This window comes from Limnohabitans sp. (assembly GCF_044361985.1).
Classification (GTDB): domain Bacteria; phylum Pseudomonadota; class Gammaproteobacteria; order Burkholderiales; family Burkholderiaceae_C; genus Limnohabitans_A.
The window spans coordinates 14858-34499 of record NZ_JBIKHV010000004.1; the positions used below are offsets into that span (position 1 = coordinate 14858).

The following is a 19642-nucleotide window of genomic DNA, read 5'->3' on the forward strand; positions in this document are numbered from 1 at the left end:
AAATGGATTTCGATTTTTCTGACGACCAGGAACAGCTGCGTGATGCAGTGCGCAAATGGGTGGACAAGGCCTACAACTTCGATCGCCGGCGCGCCATTGTGGCTGCTGGTGGTTTTGACCGCGCTGCCTATGGCGAGATGGCCGAGCTGGGTCTGACCGGTCTGTATGTGAGCGAAGAAAATGGCGGCATGGGCATGGGCCCGACCGAAGCCATGGTCACCATGGAAGAGCTTGGACGCGGCATCGTGATCGAACCTCTGACCCAGACCTTGATCGCCAGCGCGACACTGCAAACCCACGCCCCAGCGGCCTTGCAAGCCGCCTGGCTGCCCCGAATGGCTTCAGGTGAAGCGATCGTGGTGCTGGCCTATCAGGAGCGTGGTGCCCGCTACCAACTGGACCGTTGCGCCGCACAGGCCATCGAATCGGGCAGTGCCTGGACCGTGAGCGGCACCAAAAGCTTGGTGGCCGTGGGCGACCAGGCCGATGCTTATTTGCTGCCTGCCACTGTCAACAACCAGATCGCACTGTTCTTGGTGGAACGAAATGCCAGTGGAGTGAACACACAAGCCTACATCACACAAGACGGCTCACGCGCCGCCGAAGTGGTGCTCCACCAGGCATCGGCGCAGCTTGTCACACTGAACGGCCTGAGTGCCCTCGAAGAAGCCGTGGACATTGGCATGGCTTGCGCCTGCGCTGAAGCTGTGGGCGTGATGGACAAGACTTTGGCCATCACCGTGGACTACATGAACACGCGCAAACAGTTTGGTGTCGCCATCGCCAGTTTTCAGGCCCTGCGCCACCGCGTGGCTGACATGAAAATGCAACTGGAGTTGGGCCGCTCCATGAGCTACTACGCCAGCTTGAAGCTGAGCGCACCCAAGGAAGAGCGCCGACGCGCCATGGCCCGTGCCAAGTACCAACTGGGCGTGTCCATGCGCTTCGTTGGCCAGCAAGCGGTGCAACTGCACGGTGGCATTGCCGTGACAGACGAGTACATCGTCAGCCACTACTTCAAGAAACTGACGCAACTGGACATGGCGTTTGGCGACACATTGCACCAACTGGGTGAAGTGTCCGCACGCATGCAAGACAGCGCTGGGGTGTTTGCCTGATCAGCTCTTGCGGACTTGTCAAAAACAAGGGCTCCAACAGGAGCCCTTGTTCATTTCAGCACCGTCATTTCAGCGCCTTCATTCACGGGCCTTCATTCGGGGTCACGCACCCGCAAAAAGCTGGCAAAACGCGGCAGGCCAGAGGATGTGCGGTCTCGGTAGCGGTAAGTGACCCAAGCGCCGATAGGCGGTGGTTCACGGCGCTGTGCATCGCTCAATCCCGATCCCAAAGCAAACCGCTGGCCTGAGGACATCTTCACGATCAACGCACCCGTCTGCCCCTTTAATCGCCCCTTGCCGGGTTGGTGTCCCACCACCTGACCTTCTTCGTCGGGTTCAGGCTTGAGCTTGTACAAGGCATCTGTGCGTCCTGGGTGCCACAGTGCATCGGACCGGTGCAACACCAGGCCCTCACCCCCTTGGCTCACGGTTTGTTTTAAACGCGTCTGCAATGCCAAGGTGTCTGTCACCACATCCTGCGTGACCGCCATCAGCCAGGACACATGCTTTGACGCCAGAGTCGATTGAACAAAGCGCACGCGCTCTGCAAAAGGGGCTGCATGGCCTGGTGCATCAAACACCAGGTATTTCACAGCGCGCCACGCCGCGTCATCGGGCACCTCTTTGCGCACCACGCCCGACAAGAGGTCAAACTGCCCCCGCCCGATCCAGAGTTCTCCATCCAGCGCCACTTCCGGCAAAGCCGCCACAAACCAGGACGGCGCCGACAGGACACGCCCGCTGCGAAAACGCACGACCTGACCATCCCAGATGGCGCGCACACCATCGAATTTTTCGCTGACGAAAAAACCTTGGGGTGATCGGCTGGGCGGCCAAGACGTGGCCAATTGCGCCCGCGATTTTCCTTGCGTAGACACCCGTTCATTCTGGGCCCAGGCAAGGCACGGCAGCCATGGGCCGATGAGCAGCGAACCCAAAGCATGGCGTCGGTTCAGCCCCTGCGCTTTAGGGTGTGAATCCACCTGTTGGGTGACTGATGCATTTTCAAATTCACGGGTCGGCATGGTGGGTCTCCCAGAAGGCTACAAGCGTCTTAAGCTTGGCCTTTTGTTTTCAAAAAACCCATGATGCGGCGGTTTGCACGCCAGCGCAAGCGGAAATGCAAAACCCTGGGGATCAACCCATCAAGCGGGAGTTTTTAGGCACATGGGCCATCAAAAAAGCCATCTGATCAGACAGGATGCGGCGGTTGCGAAGGATGAAGTCTTCCCACAGGCTGGGGATATAAGGTGCATACAGCAAAGGCATGCGGGCCTGCTCAGGGGTTCGACTGCTTTTGCGATGGTTGCAAGAGCGGCAGGCTGTGACCACGTTCATCCAGTGATCAGGGCCGTTCTGGCACAAAGGAACAATGTGTTCGCGGGTGAGCACCGACTCATCAAAATGCCCGCCGCAATAAGCGCAAAGGTTGCGGTCACGTACAAACAGTTTGGTATTGGTCAGGCCCGGGCGCATGCCAAAAGGGTTAATGCGTGGCACGCCCTGGGTCCCGATGATGCTGTTGACCGTGATGATGGACTGGCGGCCAGTGAGCGCGTTGTGCCCGCCATGAAAAACGGCCACTTGCTGCCCCGCTTCCCAGCGCACTTCGTCGGCTGCGTAGTGGGTGACTGCCTGCTCAAGTGAAATCCACGATTGCGGCAGCCCTTGGGCTGAGAGTTTCAAAACCTTCACAAAAGCCTCCATCCAACAGTACAAGGACCACTGACACGAAAAGTTCTGTCTCGATCCTGTCAAGCACGGCCCAAAAGCAGTCGCTATCGCAAGCCACAAAAGGGCACGGCCAGGAGGATCGGGCTCAGTCACAATATACCCTCTTACTTTGACAAAACCGTTGCAGTTGGCGCCACGCCAGCAAGACGGGCCAACACCCAAGCGACATGAAGGTTTTCCGCGGATTTCATCACCCTGATCTGGCTGCTGCCTGCGCCCTGACCATCGGCAACTTTGACGGCGTGCACCGGGGTCACCAGGCCATGCTGGCGCTGCTGCGCAGCGAAGCCGCACACCGGGGGGTGCCCAGTTGTGTCATGACTTTTGAGCCCCACCCCCGTGACTACTTTGCCCAGCTGCTCAAAAAACCTGAACTGGCCCCCGCCCGCATCGCCACATTGCGCGACAAACTGCGCGAGCTCGAGCGCTGCGGCGTGGACCAGGTGGTCGTTTTGCCATTTGACGCCCGGTTGGCCAACCAGTCGCCTGAGGACTTCATCCAGAAAGTCCTGATTCAGGGCCTGGGCGTACGCTATGTGCAGGTGGGAGATGATTTCAGATTTGGCGCCCAGCGCTCGGGCGATTACGCCATGCTGGATGCCGCCGGTCAGCGGCTGGGTTTCGATGTGGCCCGCATGAACAGCTATGAAGTCCACGGCCTTCGCGTGTCCAGCTCGGCCGTACGCAAAGCCTTGGCCGATGGGCAACTGCAAACCGTGCAAGCCCTGTTGGGTCGGCCCTACAGCATCAGCGGCCATGTGGTGCACGGGCGCAAGCTCGGGCGCGAACTGGCCGCCACCGAGCCGGGGGCGGGCGATGGCTTTCGCACCCTGAACCTGCGGTTTTCGCACTGGAAACCCGCTGCCAGCGGCATCTTTGTGGTTGAAGTCCACGGTCTGTTGGGCCGCCCGCTAAACGGTGTGGCCAACCTTGGCATTCGGCCCTCTCTGGACCCAAATGACATCAACGGTGGACGGGTGCTGCTGGAGACCCATGCCTTTGACTGGCCCGCAGAACTGGGGGCTGAAGGGGGCTACGGTAAAATCGTTCGTGTGGATCTGCTGCACAAACTACACGACGAACTCAAATACGACGGTCTGGACGCCCTGACAAAGGGCATTGCCAACGACTGCGCGCAAGCACAGGCATGGTTTGCTTCGCGCCAAGGCCACAATGCCCAATCGATGAGCCGCCAAACCACCCGCGACCGAATTTGACGCTCCGGCCCTCGTTTGCTGCCTTTCGACAGGCTCAGAGCGAACGACCCCAACGGCCGCTCCCCTTTTGATCTCTCCGAACACCCCAGAGTTCGGGCTGAGCTTGTCGAAGCACTTCAGGCCCCAAGTACCTTATGACCGAACAAAGCACTGACTACCGCGCCACATTGAACCTACCGGACACGCCCTTCCCCATGCGGGGGGACCTGCCCAAGCGCGAGCCCAACTGGGTCAATGACTGGAACGAAGGCGGCCTGTACAAAAAGCTGCGCGCTGCCCGCCAGGGCGCCCCCCTGTTTGTGCTGCACGACGGCCCTCCCTATGCCAACGGCAAACTGCACATCGGTCACGCCCTCAACAAGGTCCTCAAGGACATGATCGTCAAGAGCCGCCAGTTGTCAGGCTTTGACGCGCAGTACATCCCCGGCTGGGACTGCCATGGGTTGCCAATCGAAAACGCGATCGAAAAGCTGCATGGCCGCAACCTGAGCCGGGATGACATGCAGGCCAAAAGCCGCGCCTTTGCCACCGAGCAAATTGAGCAACAACGCGAAGACTTCAAGCGCTTGGGCGTTCTGGGCGACTGGGAACGCCCGTATCGCACCATGGACCCGACCAATGAAGCTGGGGAAATCCGCGCCTTCAAACGCGTGGTCGAACGCGGCTTTGTGTACCGCGGGCTCAAGCCCGTTTACTGGTGCTTTGATTGCGGCTCATCCCTGGCCGAATTCGAGATCGAATACCAGGACAAAAAAAGCGAAACCCTGGATGTGGCCTTCGAGGCCGATGACGCCGTGCAACTGGCGGCCGCCTTTGGCCTGAGCGCTTTGCCCGTTGGCCAAAGCGCGTTTGCGGTCATCTGGACCACCACCGCCTGGACCATCCCCGCCAACCAAGCCCTGAACGCTCACCCCGAGCTGAGCTATGCCCTGGTGCAAACCGACAAAGGGTGCCTGGTGCTGGCCGAATCGCTGGTGGAAAAATGCCTGGAACGCTTCGGCCTGCAGGGCGGGCAAGTGCTGGCCACCGCCATGGGCACCCAACTCGGCGGTCTGAATTTCCGCCATCCGCTGCACGACGTGGACGCAGGCTACCAGCGCCTGTCGCCGGTGTACCTGGCCGAGTACGTCAGCGACAGCGATGGCACTGGGCTTGTCCATTCTTCGCCTGCCTATGGCGTGGATGACTTCAACTCATGCATCGCCCATGGCATGAAGTACGACGATATTTTGAACCCGGTGCAAGGCAACGGCACCTACGCAGCCGACTTCCCGCTGTTTGGCGGGCTGCACATCTGGAAAGCCATTCCTGTGGTGCTGGATGCCCTGCGCAACGCGGGCCGACTGCTGTCGACCGTGACCATCACCCACAGTTACCCGCACTGCTGGCGCCACAAAACGCCCGTCATTTACCGCGCGGCGGCCCAGTGGTTTGTGCGCATGGACGAAGGCGTTGGCGTGTTCACGAAGGACAAAGCCGCCAAGACCCTGCGCCAGCTGGCGCTGGATGCCATCGAGCAAACCCGGTTCTACCCGGAAAACGGCAAGTCACGTCTGCGCGACATGATCTCCAACCGGCCTGACTGGTGCATCTCGCGCCAACGCTCGTGGGGCGTTCCCGTGCCGTTTTTCCTGCACAAAGACAGCGGCGAATTGCACCCGCGCACCATGGCCATCCTGGACCAGGCCGCGGCCATTGTTGAAAAAGGCGGCATCGAAGCCTGGAGCCGCGTGACCGTAGAAGAGATTCTGGGCGCAGCCGATGCCCCCCACTACACCAAGAGCACCGACATCCTGGAAGTATGGTTCGACTCAGGCTCGACCTTTCAGCATGTGCTGCGCGGCAGCCACAAGGATGCTTATGGTGTGCCACCTTTTCACAGTGAAGGGCCCGAGGCCGACTTGTACCTGGAAGGGCACGACCAGCACCGAGGTTGGTTCCACAGCTCGCTCTTGCTGGGCTGCGCCCTTTATGACCGCGCTCCTTATCGCGGTTTGCTGACCCACGGTTTCGCCACCGATGGCCAGGGCCGCAAGATGAGCAAATCACTGGGCAACACGGTCGATCCGCAAACCGTGACCAGCAAGCTGGGTGCCGAAATCGTGCGACTTTGGGTGGCCAGCACCGATTATTCGGGCGACCTCAACATCGACGACAAGATCCTGGCCCGCGTGGTGGATGCCTACCGCCGCATCCGCAACACCCTGCGCTTTTTGATGGCCAACGTGAGCGACTTTGATCCAGCCACTGACACGGTGCCCGATGACCAGCTGCTCGAGATCGACCGCTTTGCCCTCAGCCGCGCGGCCGAGTTGCAAGCCGACATCCTGGCCCACTTTCAGGTTTATGAATTTCACCCGGTGGTCTCCAAGCTGCAAATCTACTGCTCGGAAGACCTGGGGGCGTTTTACCTGGACGTCCTGAAAGACCGCCTGTACACCACTGCGCCCAAAAGCCTGGCCCGGCGCAGCGCGCAAACCGCGCTTTACCGCATCACCCATGGCATGCTGCGCTGGATGGCACCTTTCCTGTCCTTCACGGCCGAAGAAGCCTGGCGTACATTCGGCACCTCCGAATCCATCTTCATGGAAACCTTCAGCGAATTCGGCACACCCGATGCCTCGCTGTTGGCAAAGTGGGCGCGCATTCGCGAAATCCGCGATCTGGTCAACAAGGACATCGAGAACCTGCGTGCAGCAGGCCAAGTGGGTGCGTCACTGCAGGCCGACATCACGCTGCATGCGCCTGCCGCCGACCATGCCTTGCTGGCCAGCCTGGGGGCGGACATCAAGTTCGTGTTCATCACCTCCAAAGTGACTTTGCACGCGGGTGAACAACTGGCGGTGAGTGTCGCCGCTAGCCAGTCCGTCAAATGCGAGCGCTGCTGGCACTACACCGACGACGTTGGCCAGCATGCCGACCACCCCACGATCTGTGGCCGCTGCGTGAGCAACCTGCACGGCGTTGGCGAAATCCGCCAGATCGCCTGATCTGTAACCCCCGAAAAGCATATGGCCATCTCCAAAAAATTCGGTCAAAACGGCACCAGCAAAAGCCAGGGCTTGGCGCTCTGGCTCGGTATCGCCCTGTTGGTTTTGCTGCTTGACCAGTTCACCAAAGTGCTGGTTCTGGGCGCTTTCCAATTGGGCGACAGCACCCCGATCACCTCGTTTTTCAATTTGGTTCGGGTGCACAACCACGGCGCAGCCTTCTCGTTTTTAGCTGGGGCAGGTGGATGGCAACGCTGGTTTTTTACCGGCATAGGCTTGGCGGCGGCCATCTTCATGGTCTGGATGCTGCGTGCCCACCCCGGCCAAAAACTCTTCAGCCTGGCCATCTCGCTCATCTTGGGCGGCGCCATTGGCAACGTGCTCGACCGACTGCTGCATGGCTACGTGGTCGACTTTCTAGACTTTTACTGGGGCGCCTGGCACTTCCCGGCTTTCAACGTGGCCGACAGCGCCATCAGTGTGGGCGCTGCGCTGTTGATTCTGGACGAAATTTTGCGGGTGCGGCGTGGGCGTTGACTGAGCCCAATAAGCATTTGGCCTGCTCCAAGCCCACACAGAGCCGATCTCATGTAAGCTGTTACACCTGATTTTTTTAAACGAGGTGCCCCATGCCCGGATTGCTGCCCCACATCGACCCCGATGGTCTGCTCGAATTTTCGGTGGTCTACACCGACCGCGCCCTGAACCACATGTCCCACCGCTTTCAGGGCGTGATGACCGACATTTCCGGTTTGCTCAAAAAAGTCTACAGCGCCCACAGCGTGGCACTGGTCCCAGGCAGTGGTACCTTTGGCATGGAGTCGGTGGCTCGACAATTTGCTTCCGGCAAACATGTCATGGTGGTTCGCAATGGCTGGTTCAGCTACCGCTGGACGCAGATTTTTGACATGGGCCATATCCCGGCCAGCCACACGGTACTCAAGGCACGCCGCATTGCCGAAAGTTCACAAGCAGCCTGGGCACCAGCGCCAATCGCCGAAGTGCTTGCAGCCATTGCGCGAGAAAAACCTGCCGTGGTGTTTGCCCCTCATGTGGAGACCGCGGCCGGCATGATGCTTCCCGACGATTACCTCAAGGCCATGGCCGATGCGGTGCACGCCATAGGCGGGCTGCTGGTGCTGGATTGCATCGCCTCGGGGGCCATGTGGGTCAACATGCAAACCACAGGCGTGGATGTGCTCATCTCGGCGCCTCAAAAAGGCTGGAGCAGTTCACCCTGCTGCGCCATGGTGATGATGAGCGCACGCGCGCGTGAGGCAATCGATGGCACCACCAGCACCACTTTTTCAATGGACCTTAAAAAGTGGCTGCAAGTGATGGAAACCTATGAGGGCGGTGGCCACATGTACCACACGACCTTGCCCACCGACGCGCTGCTGCACCTGCGCGAAGCCATGCAAGAGACCGATGCCTATGGTTTTGACAAGGTGCGCGAAGAACAAATGGCCTTGGGCCGTTCAGTGCGCCAGTTGCTGGCAGAGCGCGGCTTTCCCAGCGTGGCGGCCCCTGGGTTTGAAGCGCCCGGCGTGGTGGTCAGCTACACCACCGACCCCGACATCCAGTCCAGCAAAAAGTTCCTGGCCGAAGGCCTGCAAACCGCTGCTGGCGTGCCGCTGCAATGCGACGAGCCCGCCGACTTTCGCACCTTCCGGCTGGGCCTGTTCGGTCTGGAAAAGTGGCACAACGTGCCGCGAACGCTGCAGCAATTGCGCGATGCGCTCGAAACCATCGCCCCGAAGGCCAAGCTGGCGGCTTGATCCTGGGCGTTCTTCGCTCAATAAAAAAACCGCTGAACCCAAAGCTCAGCGGTTTTTTTCACAGGGTCATGCGCTCGGCACCAAAGCGCCAAGGCCCTGCCGTCACAGCGTGATGATGGTGCAGCCGGTGGTTTTGCGCGCTTCCAATGCCTTGTGCGCTTCCTGAATCTGCGACAGTGGGAACGTCTGGTCGATGTGGATTTTCACCTTGCCACTGACCACCGCGTCAAACAATTCATCGGCCATCTCCTGGGTGTTTTCGCGTGTGGTGATGTGATTGAACAGGGTCTGTCGCGTCACGTAAATTGATCCTTTGGCGCCCAGAATACCCGGCGCAAAAGGTGCCACAGGGCCTGATGCGTTGCCAAAGCTGGCCAACAAACCAAACGGTGCCAGGCAATCCATGGACTTGTCCCAAGTGTCCTTGCCCACCGAGTCGTACACCACCTTGACGCCCTTGCCGCCGGTGATCTCTTTCACTTTGGCCAGGAAGTCTTCGGTCGAGTAATTGATGCAAAACTCCGCACCATTGGCTTTGGCCAATGCGCACTTGGCATCGCTGCCTGCGGTGCCGATCAGGCGCAAGCCCAAAGCCTTGGCCCACTGGCATGCGATCAAGCCCACGCCCCCTGCAGCGGCATGGAACAGCACAAAGTCACCGGCTTTCAGGCCACCCTGTGGCCAAGTTCGCCTGAGCAGGTATTGCGCCGTCAGCCCCTTGAGCATCATGGCTGCGCCGGTCTCGAACGAGATGGCATCGGGCAGCTTGCAGACGCACTTGGCAGGCATCACACGCACTTCGCAATAACTGCCGGGTGGCTGGCTGGCGTAGGCGGCGCGATCGCCCACTTTCAGGTGCGTCACGCCCTCGCCCACGGCTTCGACCACGCCCGAGGCTTCCATGCCGAGCTTGAGCGGCATGGGCAAGGTGTACAGGCCACTGCGCTGATAGACGTCGATGAAATTCAGGCCAATGGCTTTGTGGCGAATGCGAATCTCACCGGGGCCGGGTTCGCCCACGTTCACGTCAACAAATTTCATGACTTCCGGGCCACCGTTCTGGTCAATCTGGACTGCTAGGCTCATCGAATTCTCCTGTGGGGTAAATGCAAGCAAAGCTTGACTTTGCCATGAAACCCATGCTTTCGTGCAAAGGACAAGCCTTCGGAGGGACAGGTCGGCGACAGCGGGAAAACCCGGATGCCGATACAGTGCCTCATGTCTCAAAAACTATCGCCAATGACGGCATTGTTGCTGACGGTGCCCCCCGTGCTGTGGGCAGGCAATGCCGTGGTGGGTCGCCTGGTCAGCGATCTGGTGCCCCCCATCACACTCAACTTGCTGCGTTGGGCCGTGGCCTTGGTTATCTTGCTGCCACTGGCCTACTGGGTTCTTCGCCCCGGCAGCGGCCTGTGGCAACACTGGAAGCGCTTTGCCCTGCTCAGCCTGCTGGGTGTGGGCTGTTACAACGCCCTGCAATACCTGGCCCTGCAAACCTCGACCCCGCTCAACGTGACCCTGGTGGCGGCCAGCGGCCCGGTGTGGATGCTGGCCATCGGAGCGCTGTTTTTTCAGGCGCCTGTGCGACGCGCACAAATCCATGGCGCCATGCTGTCCATCTTGGGCGTGCTGGTGGTGCTGTCCCGGGGCGATTGGGCGCAGCTCATGGCCGTGCGGCTGGTGGCCGGTGACTTGTTCATTTTGCTGGCCACTGCCTGCTGGTCCTGGTACAGCTGGCTGCTCAGCCGCAAGGACGAGCCGGAGGCCATCCGCCAAGACTGGGCGGCGTTCTTGCTGGGCCAAGTGGTTTTTGGTCTGGTTTGGTCGGGCCTGTTTGCCGGCATGGAATGGGGCCTGACCGACGCCCGCATCACCTGGGGCTGGCCACTGATCAGCGCGCTGGCCTTTGTGGCCATAGGTCCTGCCGTGCTGGCCTACCGCTGCTGGGGTCTGGGCATTCAGCAGGCGGGGCCAGCGGTGGCGGGGTTCTTTGCCAACCTCACGCCGCTGTTTGCCGCCATCTTTTCGGCTGCATTTTTAGGCGAGTTGCCACACCTTTATCACGGGCTGGCATTTGCGCTCATCGTCGGTGGAATATGGGTGTCGTCTCGGCGCTAGAGCGGGACAGTGCGCCGTCGAATCGGCGCAAAGGACCTTAAAAAGTCCCCGAATACGCCCCGCCATCGGCCAGCACGTTTTGCCCCGTCATGTACGCGGCTTGCTGGCTGCATAAAAAAGCACAGATGGCGCCGAACTCCTGAGGGTTGCCGTAGCGGCCTGCCGGGATTTGGGCTTGCTGAATCACGCGCAACTCTTCCACCGTCTTGCCTGCTTTTTGCGCCATGGCGGGCAGTGTGGCGCGAATGCGGTCGGTGTCAAACTTGCCAGGCAACAGGTTGTTGATGGTCACACCTTGCGCAGCGATTTTGCTGCGCGAGGCACCGGCCACAAAACCTGTCAAACCACTGCGTGCGCCGTTGGACAAGCCGAGCACATCAATGGGTGCCTTGACGGCGCTGGAGGTGATGTTGACGATGCGGCCAAAACCACGTGCCGCCATGCGGTCAACCGTGGTCTTGATGAACTCGATGGGCGTCAGCATATTGCCGTCGATGGCCTTGATCCAGGCATCGCGGTCCCAATCGCGAAAGTCACCAGGTGGCGGGCCGCCTGCATTGGTCACCACGATGTCGTAGTCCTTGCCGGGGCCACCTGCCACGTTCCAGATGGCTTCCCGTCCCGCTTCGGTGGTGATGTCCACCGCCACGCCAATGAGTTGCACTTGGCCACCGGTTTCCACCCGCAAATCGGCCACGGCCTGGTTCAACAGCTCGGCGCCCCGCGCCACCATGACCACGTTCACGCCTTCCAGCGCCAGCGCTCGGGCACAACCCCAGCCCAGGCCCTTGCTTGCGCCACCCACCAAAGCCCACTTGCCTGCGATGCCTAAATCCATGTTGATCTCCTGAAGTTCATGTTGTGCGGCGCACTGGCCGCGTTACCCAAAATACGCCACTCAGAACCAATGCGGTGCCCGCAATGATCCAGATGTTGAAAGGCTCGTCCAGCAACCACACGCCCATCAGCAATGTGGACATCGGGCCGATCATGCCGGTTTGTGCGGTCAGCCCTGGCCCGATGCGTTCAATCGCCATCATGACCAGCAGCACGGGCAGCACAGTACACACGGTGGCATTGAGCAAGGACAGCCACAGCACCTGCTCGGGCACCTGCGCGCTGGCCATGGGCCTGAGCAGCACAAACTGCAGGATACAGAAAAAACACGCCACGGTGGTCGCTAAGCCCGCCAGGCGCAAAGCGCCCAGGCGCTGGACCAATTGACCGCTGTAGGTCAGGTAAGCGGCATACGTGATGGCGCTGAGCAAAACCAAAAAAGCCCCAAAAGCCGCATGCGTTCCGGCCAGGCTCACCTCGTGGCCGAACACCAGCAGGACGCCCGAATAACTGATGACCATGGCCACACCCTGACGCTGACTGATGCGCTTTTTAAACAGGACCCAGCCCAGCACCAGCACCAGCGTGGGGTTAAGGTAAAGGATCAACCGCTCCAAGGAGGCGCTGATGTATTCCAGCCCCCAAAAATCCAGAAAACTCGACAGGTAATAGCCGCAAAAGCCCAAGCCCAACACGCCCAGCCAGTCACGCGGTGTCAGTGGCGCTTTGCCGCGGCCGGCCCACCAGGCCATGAGCACGAACAAGGGCAATGCAAACAGCATGCGGTACATGATCAGGGTGACAGCATCCACACCATGGCGGTAAGCCAGCTTGACGATGATGGCTTTGCCACTGAAAGCGATGGAGCCTGCAACGGCCAAAAGCAAACCGGTCGTCACATGGGAGGTTTTTTGAGACGACATGGTTCAACGCCCAGTTCGAGCCAGCACCCAAACCAGCAAGTCTTCGGCTGCCAACTCCGGTGTGTTCGCGTGGTTGGCGCGCACCACCAGGTACCGGCGGTCAGGACGGGCGGGCAATTTTTGATACATGTCGGTTGATGCCGCCCCGTGCAGTGGGTCCAGCGTGTCAATGGCCCAAAACGCGGGCACTGGCTTTTGAGCGCTCTGTGCGCTCTGTGCGCTCTGTGCGCTCAGCGCCATATTGCCCCAGCCCCGTGGGTTGAAATAACTCCACAACGCATCAAAAACCCACAGCCTGACCATCTCGGCGTGGGTCGCTGGCGGCCATGTAGCCTTCCACGCCCGGATCGCCCATGCGCCAGATGAACTGGCCAGCACCAAAGTCTTGGTAAGAGTCGTTGATGATGTCCAACTGGTGCCCGCGCGCCATCAGGTCCTGCACGGTTTGACCGTTCATGGCAGCTTCCACGTTGATGTTCAGACCGGTGTTGTAGCGCCAGCGCGGCGCATCACAGGCAGCTTGCGGGTTTTGCTGGTAGTCCAGCATGCGCACCAGGGTTTGCATGTGCCCCTGGGGCTGCATGTTGCCACCCATCACGCCATAGCTCATGACCGGCTGGCCATCTTTGGTGAGGAAAGCCGGGATGATGGTCTGGAATGGCCGCTTGCCCGGCGCAACCAGATTGGCCATGTTCGGACCCTTGGGGTTGGTGCTGAAACCATGACCCCGGTTTTGCAGACTGATGCCGTAACTCGGCTCCACAACACCCGAACCAAAGCCCATGTAATTGCTTTGGATGAAGCTGACCATCATGCCTTTTTCATCAGCCGCCGTGAGGTAGATGGTGCCGCCTTTGACCGGATTGCCCGCCTGAAAGTTTTGCGCCTTGCGCATGTCGATCAGCTTGGCTCGGCTGGCCAGATAGGCCGGGTCAAGCATCTGCTCTGGCGTGACCTCCATGTAGCGCTGATCGGCCACGTAGCGGTACACGTCGGCAAAAGCAAGCTTCATGGCTTCGATTTGCAGGTGCTGTGAATCCACCCCGTCCACCGGGTGGCTGGCCAAGTCAAAGTGGGACAGGATGCCCAAGGCAATCAAGGCAGCGATGCCTTGTCCGTTGGGCGGAATTTCGTGCAGGGTATAGCCCCGGTAGTTTTGCGCCACCGGCTTGACCCACTCCGGCTTGAAATCGGCCAGATCTTTGGCGGTGATGCTGCCGCCATGCTCTTTCGCAAAGCGTTCAATGGCCTCTGCGATTTCGCCTCCATAAAGGGCCTGGCCCTTGGTCGCTGCAATGGCCTTAAGACCCTTGGCCGCATTTTTAAACTGGAACAACTCGCCCACTTCGGGGGCACGGCCCCAGGGCAAAAAGCTTTGGGCAAAGCCGGGCTGCGACCGCAACTCGGGGGTGGCTGCTGCCCACTTTTGCTGCACCACCACAGGGATCAGATAACCCCGCTCGGCCACCTCAATCGCGGGCTCCAGCAAGTCGGCAAAAGGCAGCTTGCCAAAGCGCTCGCTCATGCTGACCCACCCGGCCACGGCGCCAGGCACTGTCACCGAATCGAAACCCCGCTTGGGTGGGGTTTGCACATCAGCGCCGTATTTCCGGTGAAAGTAATCGGGCGTCCATGTGGCCGGTGCCGGGCCTGAGGCATTCAGCCCGTGCAGCGCCTTGCCGTCCCACAAAATGGCAAACGCATCGGAGCCCAAGCCGCAGCTGACCGGCTCGGTGAGGGTGATGACCGCAGCAGCGGCAATGGCAGCATCCACCGCGTTACCACCCTTGAGCATCATGCGCAAACCAGCTTGTGCGGCCAAGGGATGTGATGTGGACACCACATTGCGCGCAAACAGCGGCAGGCGGGTGCTGGTGTAGGGGTATTGATTTTGAAAATGCATGTCAGTCCAGCGTGATCTTGCGCTCGGTGATGGTCTTTTTCCATTTGGCCGATTCTTTGGCCAGCATGGCGGTGAATTGGGCGGGCGAACCGCCCACGGGCTCGATGCCAAAGCGTTGCAGCTTGTCGATGACTTCAGGGTCTTGCAACACCTGGTTGGCAGCGGTGTTCACCCGGCTGACCACTTCAGGCGGCAAGCCCTTGGGACCAAACAGGCCAAACCAGGTGGTGGACTCGTAACCGGGCAGCACATCGGCGATGGGCGGGACACCTGGCGCCAAAGGCGTGGCTTTGAGCGATGTCACACCCAGGGCACGCAAACGGCCATCCCGCACATGCGGCAAGCCGGTGGGCAAACTGTCAAACAGCACATCGACCTTGCCACTGACCAGATCCGGAATGGCCAAGGCCGTGCCTTTGTAGGGAATGTGCACTACAAACAGCTCGGCTTGCGCCTTGAACAACTCGGCCGTCAACTGGACGATGGTGCCGTTGCCGCTCGAAGCGTAGTTCAGGCGGCCCGGGTTCTTTTTGGCGTAGTCGATCCATTCCCTGACGGTTTTGGCAGGTGAACTGTTGGGCACCAGCATGATGCTGGGGGCATTGCCTACCTGGCTGATGGGTGTGAAGTCGCGCACAGCGTCGTAGGGCATGCGCGGGTTCAGGTTGGGACCAATCGAGTGCGTGCTGGATGTGGAGAGCAGCAAGGTGTAGCCATCCGGCAAAGCCTTGGCCGCCAGGTCTGAGCCCAGGGTGCCGCCTGCGCCGGGGCGGTTTTCAACCACCAAGGCGGCCCCCATTTTTTCGCCGAGTTTTTGCGACAGCGTGCGGGCAAACAAATCAGTGGCGCCCCCGGCAGGGAAAGGGACGATCAGGCGCACGGGTTTGGTCGGGTAAGACTGTGCATGCGCTGGATTCAGACACACAAAAGCCATGAACATGGCCAACAGGCTTGGGGTTAAATCTTGTATCTTCATGAAGTTTGCTCTGGCAAATGACAGGTCCGGCGACCCGAGTGAAGTTATTTTGGCAGACCTCTGCCACTGGCTAGCGCCCACAAGTGACATGCACATGCAGGATGCACAACAAAAACGGCCTCCGAGGAGGCCGTTGGTGTGCTTCAACCGTCAACCGATCACTCTTCGACGAAAGCCTCTTGGCGCTTTGATTTGATCGATGGCAAGGCCACGATGATCAGCAAAAGCACCGCAACAGCCAACAAGCTGGCCGACAAAGGACGCGTGACAAAGACACTCCAGTCACCCCGCGACAGCAGCATGGCGCGACGCAGGTTTTCTTCCATCATGGGGCCCAAAATAAAACCGAGCAACAAGGGGGCTGGCTCCATGCCGAGCTTGATGAAGGTGTATCCGATCACACCGAACATGGCCACCATCCAGATGTCCCAGGTGTTGTTGTTGGTGGAGTAAACCCCGATGGCGCAGAACAGCACAATGGCGGGGAACAACCAGCGGTAGGGGACCGTCAAGAGTTTGATCCAGATGCCGATCAAGGGCAGGTTCAAAATGATCAGCATGGCGTTGCCGATCCACATGGAAGCGATCAGACCCCAGAACAACTCAGGGTTGCTGGTCATCACCTGCGGGCCAGGCTGGATGTTGTGAATGGTCATCGCACCCACCATCAAGGCCATCACGGCGTTGGGTGGGATGCCCAGCGTCAGCAAGGGGATGAACGAGGTTTGCGATGCAGAGTTGTTGGCCGACTCAGGAGAGGCCACACCACGGATGTTGCCTTGCCCGAAGGGCACCTCGCCCGGCTTGAGCTTGGTTTTCTTTTCGATGGTGTAGGCCGCAAAGGCCGCCAGCAAGGCACCGCCACCGGGCAAGATACCCAAAGCAGAGCCCAGCGCTGTGCCACGCAAAATGGCAGGCACCATGTTTTTGAAGTCCTCGGCATTGGGCATCAAGCCCGTTACTTTGGCGGTGAAAACCTCACGGTCTTCTTCAGGCTTGGCCAAGTTGGAGATGATCTCTCCGTAACCGAACACACCCATCGCGATCACGATGAAACCCACCCCATCGGTCAACTCGGGGATGTCGAAGCTGAAACGGGCCACACCTGAATTCACATCGGTACCGATCAGGCCCATCAGCAAGCCCAACACGATCATGCCCACCGCCTTGATCAAGGAGCCCGAAGCCAGCACAACGGCGCCGATCAAACCCAACACCATCAGCGAAAAGTATTCAGCGGGGCCAAACTTGAAGGCCACCTCGGTCAGCGGACCGGCAAAGGCCGCGAGGATCAAGGTGCCCACACAACCAGCAAAGAATGAACCCAGCCCCGCAGCGGCCAATGCCGGACCTGCGCGGCCTTTTCGGGCCATTTGGTAGCCGTCGATCATGGTCACAACAGATGAGGCCTCACCGGGCAGGTTGACCAGAATGGCCGTGGTTGAACCACCGTACTGGGCGCCGTAATAGATACCGGCCAGCATGATCAGTGCAGCCACAGGGGGCAATGCGTAGGTGGCGGGCAGCAGCATGGCGATGGTGGCCACAGGCCCCACGCCCGGCAAGACGCCGATCAAAGTACCCAGCAAACAGCCGATGAAAGCGTAAATCAGGTTTTGAAAAGTAAACGCCACTCCAAAACCAAGGGCAAGGTTGTCAAACAGTTCCATGAATTATTTCTCCTCAACCGGTAATGAACGTGGGCCAAACTGGGAACTGCAATTTAAGCAGCATCACAAAAGCACCGTAGCAGCCGATTGAAAGGACAGTGGCCAGAATCAGAACTTCTTTGAGTTTGAAGGTCTCACCGGCCAGACTGACCACCAAGGTGGTGCCGAAGATCGCCGCGATCAATCCCATGGCGGGCACACCCAAGTTGGGCAAGCCACCCAGCAAGATGCCAAACAACACGTTGCCAGCGATGATGTAAAACAAGGGCTTCCAGGCCCAGGCTCCGATCTTGTCACCGTCCTGGGTCTCGACCGTCAAGGACTTGAACATGACGAACGCACCGATCAAGGCCAGCAAAAAGCCCAGCAGCAGAGGGAAGTACCCAGGCCCCATGCGTGCCCCGGTGCCCACGTTGTAGTTGGTGGCGCCAATGGCGAAAGCAGCACCTGCGACCGTGTAGAACAGTCCGGAAAAAAAGTCTTTTTGACTCTTGATGTTCACGAGAAATCTCCTCTGATTGAGTTGGCATGATTCTGCGTGAACAAGTCCGCAGGGGGGATGTGGGTTACACCTACAAGCCAGGGCTTTCAGAACCATGGTTTACCCTAGGTCCGAAGTGACGATTGGGTCAATTTCGAAAGCCAGCGCGATCATTTGGTGAGCGGCTTGAACACCTTGAACCATTTCTGTGCGGGCAGACCCCATTTGTCTTCAATGGCAGTGGCGGCCGACATCAAGGCTTCGCGCGAGGGCCTGCTGGCGGTGCGTTGAGCCAACACGATGGCATTGCCTTCGCGGGTGGGCTTGAAGGCCCAGACGGCGTCTTCGCCAAATGCTGCACAGATTTTTTCCACGCTCTCGGCATAGCTCGAGGAACGGCCAAACAGGTTCACCGTCATGCAGCCTTGTTGGCTCAGCAGTTCACGGCAATGGCGGTAAAAATCGGGTGTATCGAGCACCGGGGCAGCGGCCTCTTCGTCGTACAAATCAACCTGCAATGCATCGACTGTGCCGCGCCATTCATCCGACTGAATTTCCAATGCCGCATCGGCCAGTACCACGCGCAGGTGCTGGTCGTCAGGCGGCAAACGAAACCAGCCCCGACAGGCGTGCAACACCGCCGGGTTCAACTCGATGGCCGTACACGTCATCTTGAGTTTTTTGTAGCAAAACTTGGTGATGGTGGCCGCACCCAAACCCAGTTGCATGGCATGCGCGCCCTTGACTTCTTCAGGCGGAAAGAACAGCAGCCAGGCAAACATGCGCTGCACATATTCCAGCTCGATGTCGTAGGGCCTGTCCAGAAACATCGAGCCCTGAATCCACTCAGTCCCCAGGTGCAGGTAACGGATTTCCCCGTCCTCGGAAAAATTGACTTCAGGCAGTTCGATGGGTTTTTTTCGGCTCATGGGGTCAGGACCGCCCGCCAGGCGGTGAGTTTTAGTTCAAAGGTCCAGCATGCATTCGCCGGACGGGTCGATGGTAGGCGATACAAGCGGGCAACCGCAGACAATGGGTCAAGCGCACATTTGCCGCCAGCCCAGGCCCCGTCATAAATGGGCCAATTTAGGCAACACCCGCAGCGCATTGCAGCAGGTGGCAGCAGCCAACTCAGGCAGCGGCAGGCCCCGCAAATCGGCCAACAACTCCGCGATTCGTGGCAACTCTGCAGGGCTGTTGCGGCCTTGGCTAAGGCCCTGTGCCCGTTGTTCGGCCGTCCGGTAGAGCCAGTGCGGTGGCATGTCGGGCGCATCGGTCTCCAGCACGAGGGCACTCAGTGGCAAATCGCCAGCCAGACGCCGCAACTGCAAGGCCCGGTCATAACTCAGCGTGCCGCCAAAACCCAGCGCAAAACCCATGTCTACAAACGCCTGTGCCTGCTGCACGCTGCCATTGAAGGCGTGGGCGATGCCCGACCCTAACGGGTTCAGACGCAAGCCTTTGAGCAAGAGGTCCGCAGAGCGTCGCACATGCAAGATGACAGGCAAATCGTGTTTTTGCGCCAGCTTCAGCTGAGCCAGATAAAACGTCCATTGGCGCTCGCGCATGCTCGGGGTGCACAGCTCGGGCACAAAAAAATCCAGCCCGATCTCGCCCACCGCCACCAGCCTGGGGTCGTCACGGCGCTCCGCCAGAGCCTCGTCCAGCGCTTGCACGTCTTCGGGCTGGGCCTGCGGCACGTGCAGCGGGTGAATGCCCAGTGCGTAGGCATCGCCATGGCGCCAGGCCAGCTGCGCCACTTGGCCCCAATCGGCACGCTGCACCGCTGGCAGCACGCAACGTGTGACACCCACCTGACGAGCTTTTTGGCGCACCGCATCGCGGTCGGCGTCAAACTCGGCCGCGTCCAGGTGGCAATGGGTGTCGATCCACATTC

Annotated in this window: 18 protein-coding genes; 6 read left to right on the forward strand and 12 right to left on the reverse strand. The window is 59.7% G+C overall.

The genetic code is table 11. The features are described 5' to 3' along the window. Positions 1-2 precede the first annotated feature (2 nt). A complete protein-coding gene (locus ACIQ3A_RS01550; protein ID WP_396429995.1) occupies positions 3-1118 on the forward strand; it encodes an acyl-CoA dehydrogenase family protein in 1116 nt (371 codons plus the stop codon). A gap of 92 nt (positions 1119-1210) precedes the next feature. Here the strand turns inward: ACIQ3A_RS01550 and ACIQ3A_RS01555 are convergent, their stop codons facing one another. Beyond that, entirely contained in the window at positions 1211-2143 is a 933-nt protein-coding gene (locus tag ACIQ3A_RS01555) for a DNA ligase (protein ID WP_396429996.1), read from the reverse strand. Positions 2144-2255: 112 nt separating this feature from the next. Next, positions 2256-2813 (reverse strand): HNH endonuclease, encoded by a 558-nt coding sequence (locus tag ACIQ3A_RS01560; RefSeq protein ID WP_396429997.1) that lies wholly within the window; start codon positions 2811-2813, stop codon positions 2256-2258. Positions 2814-3019: 206 nt separating this feature from the next. Between ACIQ3A_RS01560 and ACIQ3A_RS01565 the strand changes: the two genes are divergently transcribed. The 4 genes from ACIQ3A_RS01565 (at position 3020) to ACIQ3A_RS01580 (ending at position 8837) form a co-directional block, all read left to right on the forward strand. Beyond that, complete coding sequence (locus ACIQ3A_RS01565; RefSeq protein ID WP_396429998.1) at positions 3020-4069, forward strand: bifunctional riboflavin kinase/FAD synthetase; 1050 nt, start codon at positions 3020-3022, stop codon at positions 4067-4069. A 134-nt stretch (positions 4070-4203) separates the two neighbouring features. After that, positions 4204-7059, forward strand: a complete 2856-nt coding sequence (gene ileS / locus ACIQ3A_RS01570) for an isoleucine--tRNA ligase (protein ID WP_396429999.1) — start codon at positions 4204-4206, stop codon at positions 7057-7059. Between the two features lie 21 nt (positions 7060-7080). After that, a complete protein-coding gene (lspA, locus tag ACIQ3A_RS01575) occupies positions 7081-7596 on the forward strand; it encodes a signal peptidase II (protein ID WP_396430000.1) in 516 nt (171 codons plus the stop codon). Positions 7597-7688: 92 nt separating this feature from the next. After that, positions 7689-8837: an aminotransferase class V-fold PLP-dependent enzyme gene (locus ACIQ3A_RS01580; RefSeq protein ID WP_396430001.1), complete on the forward strand. Its 1149-nt coding sequence runs from the start codon at positions 7689-7691 to the stop codon at positions 8835-8837. Between the two features lie 102 nt (positions 8838-8939). Here the strand turns inward: ACIQ3A_RS01580 and ACIQ3A_RS01585 are convergent, their stop codons facing one another. Further along, entirely contained in the window at positions 8940-9923 is a 984-nt protein-coding gene (locus ACIQ3A_RS01585; protein WP_396430002.1) for a quinone oxidoreductase family protein, read from the reverse strand. 132 nt (positions 9924-10055) lie between these two features. On the opposite strand from ACIQ3A_RS01585, the gene ACIQ3A_RS01590 reads away from it, so the two are divergent. After that, the gene (locus tag ACIQ3A_RS01590) at positions 10056-10955 is read left to right on the forward strand and encodes a DMT family transporter (RefSeq protein ID WP_396430003.1); all 900 of its coding nucleotides are present in this window, start codon (positions 10056-10058) and stop codon (positions 10953-10955) included. A 37-nt stretch (positions 10956-10992) separates the two neighbouring features. On the opposite strand, the gene ACIQ3A_RS01595 is transcribed toward ACIQ3A_RS01590, so the two are convergent. From ACIQ3A_RS01595 to ACIQ3A_RS01635, 9 genes are all read right to left on the reverse strand, one after another. Then, a complete protein-coding gene (locus ACIQ3A_RS01595; RefSeq protein ID WP_396430004.1) occupies positions 10993-11793 on the reverse strand; it encodes an SDR family oxidoreductase in 801 nt (266 codons plus the stop codon). A gap of 16 nt (positions 11794-11809) precedes the next feature. Beyond that, a complete protein-coding gene (locus ACIQ3A_RS01600) occupies positions 11810-12715 on the reverse strand; it encodes a DMT family transporter (protein WP_396430005.1) in 906 nt (301 codons plus the stop codon). 3 nt (positions 12716-12718) lie between these two features. Further along, positions 12719-13018, reverse strand: coding sequence for a hypothetical protein (locus tag ACIQ3A_RS01605; protein WP_396430006.1), 300 nt, complete (start codon positions 13016-13018; stop codon positions 12719-12721). Beyond that, a complete protein-coding gene (locus ACIQ3A_RS01610; protein ID WP_396430007.1) occupies positions 12996-14618 on the reverse strand; it encodes a gamma-glutamyltransferase family protein in 1623 nt (540 codons plus the stop codon). Before ACIQ3A_RS01610 ends, ACIQ3A_RS01605 begins: the two co-directional genes overlap by 23 nt. 1 nt (position 14619) lies before the next feature. Further along, on the reverse strand, positions 14620-15558 hold the full coding sequence (locus ACIQ3A_RS01615) for a Bug family tripartite tricarboxylate transporter substrate binding protein (RefSeq protein WP_396430055.1): 939 nt from the start codon (positions 15556-15558) through the stop codon (positions 14620-14622). 194 nt (positions 15559-15752) lie between these two features. Next, positions 15753-17264 carry a tripartite tricarboxylate transporter permease gene (locus ACIQ3A_RS01620; RefSeq protein WP_396430008.1) on the reverse strand — a complete coding sequence of 504 codons (1512 nt, stop codon included), beginning with the start codon at positions 17262-17264 and terminating at the stop codon, positions 15753-15755. A gap of 13 nt (positions 17265-17277) precedes the next feature. After that, on the reverse strand, positions 17278-17766 hold the full coding sequence (locus tag ACIQ3A_RS01625) for a tripartite tricarboxylate transporter TctB family protein (protein ID WP_396430009.1): 489 nt from the start codon (positions 17764-17766) through the stop codon (positions 17278-17280). Between the two features lie 149 nt (positions 17767-17915). Next, on the reverse strand, positions 17916-18674 hold the full coding sequence (locus tag ACIQ3A_RS01630) for a spermidine synthase (protein WP_396430010.1): 759 nt from the start codon (positions 18672-18674) through the stop codon (positions 17916-17918). 141 nt (positions 18675-18815) lie between these two features. Continuing rightward, complete coding sequence (locus tag ACIQ3A_RS01635) at positions 18816-19640, reverse strand: TatD family hydrolase (RefSeq protein WP_396430011.1); 825 nt, start codon at positions 19638-19640, stop codon at positions 18816-18818. Positions 19641-19642 lie beyond the last annotated feature (2 nt).

What these genes read in the sequence shown, in the direction of transcription:
- ACIQ3A_RS01550 (WP_396429995.1), top strand. Translation starts at nt 3, where the DNA reads ATGGATTTCGATTTTTCTGACGACCAGGAACAGCTGCGTGATGCAGTG.
- ACIQ3A_RS01555 (WP_396429996.1), bottom strand. Translation starts at nt 2,143, where the DNA reads ATGCCGACCCGTGAATTTGAAAATGCATCAGTCACCCAACAGGTGGAT.
- ACIQ3A_RS01565 (WP_396429998.1), top strand. Translation starts at nt 3,020, where the DNA reads ATGAAGGTTTTCCGCGGATTTCATCACCCTGATCTGGCTGCTGCCTGC.
- ileS (WP_396429999.1), top strand. Translation starts at nt 4,204, where the DNA reads ATGACCGAACAAAGCACTGACTACCGCGCCACATTGAACCTACCGGAC.
- lspA (WP_396430000.1), top strand. Translation starts at nt 7,081, where the DNA reads ATGGCCATCTCCAAAAAATTCGGTCAAAACGGCACCAGCAAAAGCCAG.
- ACIQ3A_RS01580 (WP_396430001.1), top strand. Translation starts at nt 7,689, where the DNA reads ATGCCCGGATTGCTGCCCCACATCGACCCCGATGGTCTGCTCGAATTT.
- ACIQ3A_RS01585 (WP_396430002.1), bottom strand. Translation starts at nt 9,923, where the DNA reads ATGAGCCTAGCAGTCCAGATTGACCAGAACGGTGGCCCGGAAGTCATG.
- ACIQ3A_RS01590 (WP_396430003.1), top strand. Translation starts at nt 10,056, where the DNA reads ATGTCTCAAAAACTATCGCCAATGACGGCATTGTTGCTGACGGTGCCC.
- ACIQ3A_RS01595 (WP_396430004.1), bottom strand. Translation starts at nt 11,793, where the DNA reads ATGGATTTAGGCATCGCAGGCAAGTGGGCTTTGGTGGGTGGCGCAAGC.
- ACIQ3A_RS01600 (WP_396430005.1), bottom strand. Translation starts at nt 12,715, where the DNA reads ATGTCGTCTCAAAAAACCTCCCATGTGACGACCGGTTTGCTTTTGGCC.
- ACIQ3A_RS01605 (WP_396430006.1), bottom strand. Translation starts at nt 13,018, where the DNA reads ATGGTCAGGCTGTGGGTTTTTGATGCGTTGTGGAGTTATTTCAACCCA.
- ACIQ3A_RS01610 (WP_396430007.1), bottom strand. Translation starts at nt 14,618, where the DNA reads ATGCATTTTCAAAATCAATACCCCTACACCAGCACCCGCCTGCCGCTG.
- ACIQ3A_RS01615 (WP_396430055.1), bottom strand. Translation starts at nt 15,558, where the DNA reads ATGTTCATGGCTTTTGTGTGTCTGAATCCAGCGCATGCACAGTCTTAC.
- ACIQ3A_RS01620 (WP_396430008.1), bottom strand. Translation starts at nt 17,264, where the DNA reads ATGGAACTGTTTGACAACCTTGCCCTTGGTTTTGGAGTGGCGTTTACT.
- ACIQ3A_RS01630 (WP_396430010.1), bottom strand. Translation starts at nt 18,674, where the DNA reads ATGAGCCGAAAAAAACCCATCGAACTGCCTGAAGTCAATTTTTCCGAG.
- ACIQ3A_RS01635 (WP_396430011.1), bottom strand. Translation starts at nt 19,640, where the DNA reads ATGTGGATCGACACCCATTGCCACCTGGACGCGGCCGAGTTTGACGCC.